The sequence below is a fragment of the Anaerotignum sp. genome, from assembly GCF_017483025.1.
Classification (GTDB): domain Bacteria; phylum Bacillota; class Clostridia; order Lachnospirales; family Anaerotignaceae; genus Anaerotignum_A.
Window position 1 is genome coordinate 1 of the sequence record NZ_JAFUMA010000009.1, and the last position, 5,212, is coordinate 5,212.

Annotated in this window: 4 protein-coding genes; all 4 read right to left on the bottom strand. The window is 40.8% G+C overall.

The window, feature by feature from the left end:
• Positions 1-2,795, bottom strand: a 2,795-nt coding sequence (locus tag IJ369_RS00440) for a SpaA isopeptide-forming pilin-related protein (protein ID WP_290714676.1), incomplete at its 3' end; no start/stop codon positions are given.
• A gap of 141 nt (positions 2,796-2,936) precedes the next feature.
• On the bottom strand, positions 2,937-3,545 hold the full coding sequence (locus IJ369_RS00445; RefSeq protein WP_290714678.1) for a Fic/DOC family protein: 609 nt from the start codon (positions 3,543-3,545) through the stop codon (positions 2,937-2,939).
• Positions 3,542-3,727 carry a hypothetical protein gene (locus IJ369_RS00450; protein WP_290714680.1) on the bottom strand — a complete coding sequence of 62 codons (186 nt, stop codon included), beginning with the start codon at positions 3,725-3,727 and terminating at the stop codon, positions 3,542-3,544. Before IJ369_RS00450 ends, IJ369_RS00445 begins: the two co-directional genes overlap by 4 nt.
• Positions 3,728-3,839: 112 nt before the next feature.
• Positions 3,840-5,066 (bottom strand): CHAP domain-containing protein, encoded by a 1,227-nt coding sequence (locus tag IJ369_RS00455; protein WP_290714682.1) that lies wholly within the window; start codon positions 5,064-5,066, stop codon positions 3,840-3,842.
• Between the last annotated feature and the right edge of the window lie 146 nt (positions 5,067-5,212).

The following is a 5,212-nucleotide window of genomic DNA, read 5'->3' on the forward strand; positions in this document are numbered from 1 at the left end:
AGTTTCACACGCTGAGGTGTATCGTTCAGGATGTAAGGATGAGGTGTAGAAATTTCTTTGATTTCATATGTACCTGCAGCCAGACCAGGCAGAGAAATCATACCCTCCTTATCTGTTGTTACTGTTGCAGGTTCTACGCTTGTATCGTCAACCAAACCTACGCTATATGTAACACCAGCAATAGGTTCTTTTGTAACTGCATCGACTTTCTTGATTGTCAGTTCAGGCAGTTTAATGTTATCAACTTTAACGATGATTTCACCGTCACCTGCTTTGGCCACGATCACACGATCAGGGCTTGTCTTATCGGAGAACATATAGCCGGGAGGAGGGTTCAGTTCAGTCACAACATATGTACCGGGAGCGATATAGCCTGTTGTGAATTCACCGTTTTTATCTGTCATACCTTCAGCAACAGGTCTGGACAGATCAGACTGCTCATAAATAGCGAACTGTGCGCCTTCCAGTTTATCACCTGTTTCTTCATCATATTTCTGAACGGTGATCTGAGGTGCTTCCAGATTCGCAAACATCAGAGATTTTGTATCGCCTGCGTTCAACTGGATATCCTGATGCTCACCAGACAGTACGTAAGGTTCAGGTACGAATACTTCTGTTACTGTGTATGTACCGGGTTTCAGGTAGCCAAGTTCGCTGCCTTTCATACCGATCGTTACTGTACCGTCTTTGCCTGTTTCTACTGTGCCGATCTTTGTACCGTCGGTTTTCTTCACTTCGACTTTTGTCCCGGGTACGGGATCACATGTCTGTTTATCGATCTTTTCGATTGTCAGTACAGGTGCTTTCAGGTTATAAGCCACATACTGGATGCTCTTATCTTTACCCAGATAAACTGTACCAGGGCAAGAATCCACTACATAACCTTCGGGGGCTGCCAGTTCTGTAATTTTATAAGAGCCTACAGGCAGGTTCTTCAGATTAACTGTGCCACCTTTTGTTTCGACTGTTGTTGCATAGTCACCATCGATCTGTTCCACTTTGAATGTTGCAGGATCTTTGATGGATTCGCCTGTCTGTTTATCGACTTTTGTAATTGTCAGACCGGGGAATTTGGAGTTTGTGAATTTCAGGCTGGGCGCCTGACCATTTCTTACTGTTACATACTGGGGTGTAGGATCAAGGATATAACCTTCAACAGTGGATACCTCGCGAACCATGTAAGTACCATCTGTTACATCGTCCCATTCGATCTTACCACTGCCGTCTGTTTTGCCTGTTGCTCTCCATGCACCCTTACCGTCGATCTGTACGATTTCATACTGTACACCGGAAATAGGTTTGCCTGTTTCAGCATCTTCTTTTTCCATTGTTACAGTCTGATCGGGATAGTCGCGGAATGTAGCTGTTACTTTTTCGTCATCGGGTACTGTAATTACGATTGTTGTAGGTTCTGTCAGCTGATAACTGTCACCGGAGTCACGTTCAACGATCGTATATGTACCTTCGCCGGGGATATTAGGTAACCATTTACCACTGCTGTTTGTTGTGCCAGTATCGATCAGCTGACCTCTGGAGTTATAGCAGTCGAAGGTCACACCCGCCAGAGGAGTGGCATTATCCCTTGCATCCAGTTTAAGTACAACTAAATCACCACTGCCAGTTGATGTATCTGGTGTATCAGGCGTTTCAGGAATACCTTCATCAGGTACATACTCCTGATTAATCGCAAAACCGTCATAAGGATTATCCCAATGATTCCCTGCCAGAACATAACTCTGTGCGGCATCCTTGGTACTTCTACCATACAGCAATACTTTCTTCATCTGCTGGGCATATAGTCTTAAATCCACCTGTGTACCTGCTTCACCAGGATCGGGAATGATCACTGTTACTTCTTCCGTACCTGCCGGCAGGACAAATCTTGCGTTTCCGGAAGATGTAGTGATCGTTTCAAATTCATCACCATTTTCATCCACGATTGTCAGTCCGGGAGGGAATGCACCACCGTTCAGATTTTCGATATACATTTCGGAATTAGGTACATTGTTGTCTGTGTTCCCAATCGTATATACTACTTCATAATTACTGCCAGATTTTTTAGGTTCACCAGCAGTGAAAGTAACGTCACTCAGTCCGTCATGTGGAGTATGGCTACCAGCTTTGTTATAAATGCTTCTTGTTGCAGCCAGGACTTTATTCTTCAATACTGCAGAATAACCACTCAGACCATCATTTACACTCCAGGAATTGATACTATAGCTTGTATGAATACCAGACCAAATGGCCATTTTGGTTGCTAGGTATGCACCGTATTCCAATTCATCCTGGTCTACGCCATAAGAAGCTGCTGTACCTTCCAACAATGTTTCCGCAGAGACTGTAGGATAGCCATAGTTTACAGCCCCTTCCAGAAATGCAGAAATTGTATTTCCGGCAGTAGATTTATCGCCTGCTCTTTTGCCGGAACCGCCGGAACCGCCAGCGTCTACAATACAGTCATTATCAAATTTTTCAATGTCTACACCATAGTCAGCTGTATCGCCATAACCAGGATAAGCAGGGTTGATGCAATATGCCTGATAAACTGTACTGTTTGCTGGGTTTGTCCAGGATACCTGCATAGGAACAAAGTTATCATAGTCTACTACACCATTGAATTTCAGATACGGAATACGAGTATTTGTATCTTTCGTCAATTTCTGATTCGAATGATAAACAGTTCCGATGGTCATAATTCCTTCATTTGATGCCGCAGCTGCTGCAGGCAACAAAGAGGTAAGCATCACCAGTGACATAGGCCAGCCAAAGAAACGCTTAGTGAATATCTTTTTCATCACGTATTCTCCTTTCTTTTTATTGTGTTGCTTTCTTTCACTTTCCATTTACTTCTTTTCCTCTTCCCCCCTTCTCCGACTGAATAAAGGCAACAAAAAAAGCAGTCCGAGTTTTTTCGTCTGCTTTTTGTAGTTCATTATTTATTTTTCTTTTTTTAAGCATTCTTTGAATATAATTTTCAAAAAATCTAATACACCACCAGAAGCCTGTATCGTTGCTACCATCAGACTATCTGGATCAATCTTATCAAAATCCATAGAATATCCAATTTTATTGGAAAGAAGTCTGAAAAATAATCTTTGGCATCTTCCATTTCCTTCTCTAAATGGATGTAAGTAATTTATACTATTATACAAGTCTGCTAATTCTTCTATTAATTCATCATGGGACAAATCAGAAAAATAATTAGCTTTCTGCAAATGCTTAAATATATTCTCCCCTGTCGCTTGTATTTGTTCTGTAGAGCAAAAGTTAGTTTGCTTTTTGCTAATATTTATTGTACGGACTGTTCCAGCCCATTCATAAATATCTTCGAAAAGTATTCTGTGCAAATCTTTATAAAATTCAAAATCAAAATCTGCATCCGAACTAAAAGATAATTCTATCTCTGCTGATTTTACTGAAACAATCATCGTTTCTATTTCATCCAAATGGTTTTGATTCTTAATGCCCAGTTTATTGATCAATACCGTTGTTCCAGGGTAGCAATCTTTTGTTGTTGATTCCACGCTATAACTAATATCAATCACTCCTGTACATTCGAATACTTCATATTGATTTCCGCAATACAATCCGCTAAACTTTTTCTTCCTGTCAGAACATCCATACATTGCGTTCTCATCTGTGGAGAGAAAGTATATCCTTCCATTCTTGCGGACATGGCTGCATTATCTAAGGATTTTTCCAATTTATTTTTGTATTCAACCGTCATATCAACAGCCTCCTCTGCACATTATGTTTGTTTCATTATACCACACATCTTGAAGATGCACGATAAATTTTGAAGGAATCCTAAATAATGATGCCACATCTACTGTAGATTGTTATTTTACAATTACATAACCGATAAAGGACTGTCTTACGATAAAGTCATCAAAAGCCAACACTTGCACTTTACCATCTTGATTGGGATTATAAGTGCCATTTCTCTGCATATTGCCCTCTGTGAAATATACCGTTTTAGGATTACCTTCTTCATCAAAGTCCACCCATTCCACAAACAATGCATGGCCTCTAAATACAGCAATACAACCTGCTTCGATGTCATATTTATTTGTTGTGCCATCTAAATCGGGAGATTTTCCACTCTGTGCTTTTTCAACCCATTTATCAACGCCATCTCCCCATAAAGGCTGCAAATTTAAACCTGTTGTTTCCATCAGTCTGCCTTCGGCATACCATGTACACTGACCAACATGACTTTCCGGATATAAAGTATATGGCTTTGTCAAATTATTCATATTCGCTTTACCATTACTCAAATATGCACCTTTATCTTCATCCTTCAGGATATTCGCCAGAATTTCACCCTCTTTGGGAGCAAACGTCATAACACCAGTTGCTTCGAATTTATCTTCTTTTTCAACCACGGGTTCTTTTTTTTCATCCTCGTCTACTACTTCTTCCTTATCAGGTTTTTCTATAGGCGTTTTGCCACCGCGAATGTCGTTAAAAATCTGCTGCAGATCTGTTGTTGTTTTCTTTACATCGATCACTTTTGTATCGTTGTTCCAAACAACTTCAATACCATTGTGTATGCTCATATAGGGAGCTTTTGCATATTCGCCTTTTGCCTCAAATTCAACTGTTTCCAGTGCAACATCCAGCTGAGTATCCGCTGCATTTGCAAAATCTGCCAGCTGAAAATAGTATCTGCCATTCAACAGGAAGCATTCTGCCTTAGAAACCCAACCATCGTAAATTAAGTTGCCTTCAACTACTTTTACCTTCGCTGTCTGCTGCGTCAGTTTTTCAGGTGTTGCAGTAGATGTAGGTGCCTGGTAAGGGTGTACCATAATACCAGTATCACCATTTTGGATCGCACCTACTGCCATTCCTAAGTTATTTGTAATATCTCTGGCTCTTACATAGTTATAGCCATCGATATTATAACACTGAATCGTCTGCACCTTCCCATCGTTGAATCGAACCTGTGCATTATTTAAGGTTGCCGTTTTTGTATCAGAAGCACCATAAACTGTAATACCGCCAACTGCTGTCAACGCCATGAGCGCTGCCAATGCCGCTGTCGCCATTTTTTTCTTCTTCATTTCTTCTCAGCTCCTCGTATTATAAAGTAGTAGTGTTTATAGACCCTCTCCAAGGTCATTATGCTATACTGTTTCAGATACTGTGGATTGTTTCTCAACTCCTACCACCAGATGGTTTTCGAAAGGCTACAACCACAGTCTCTTTG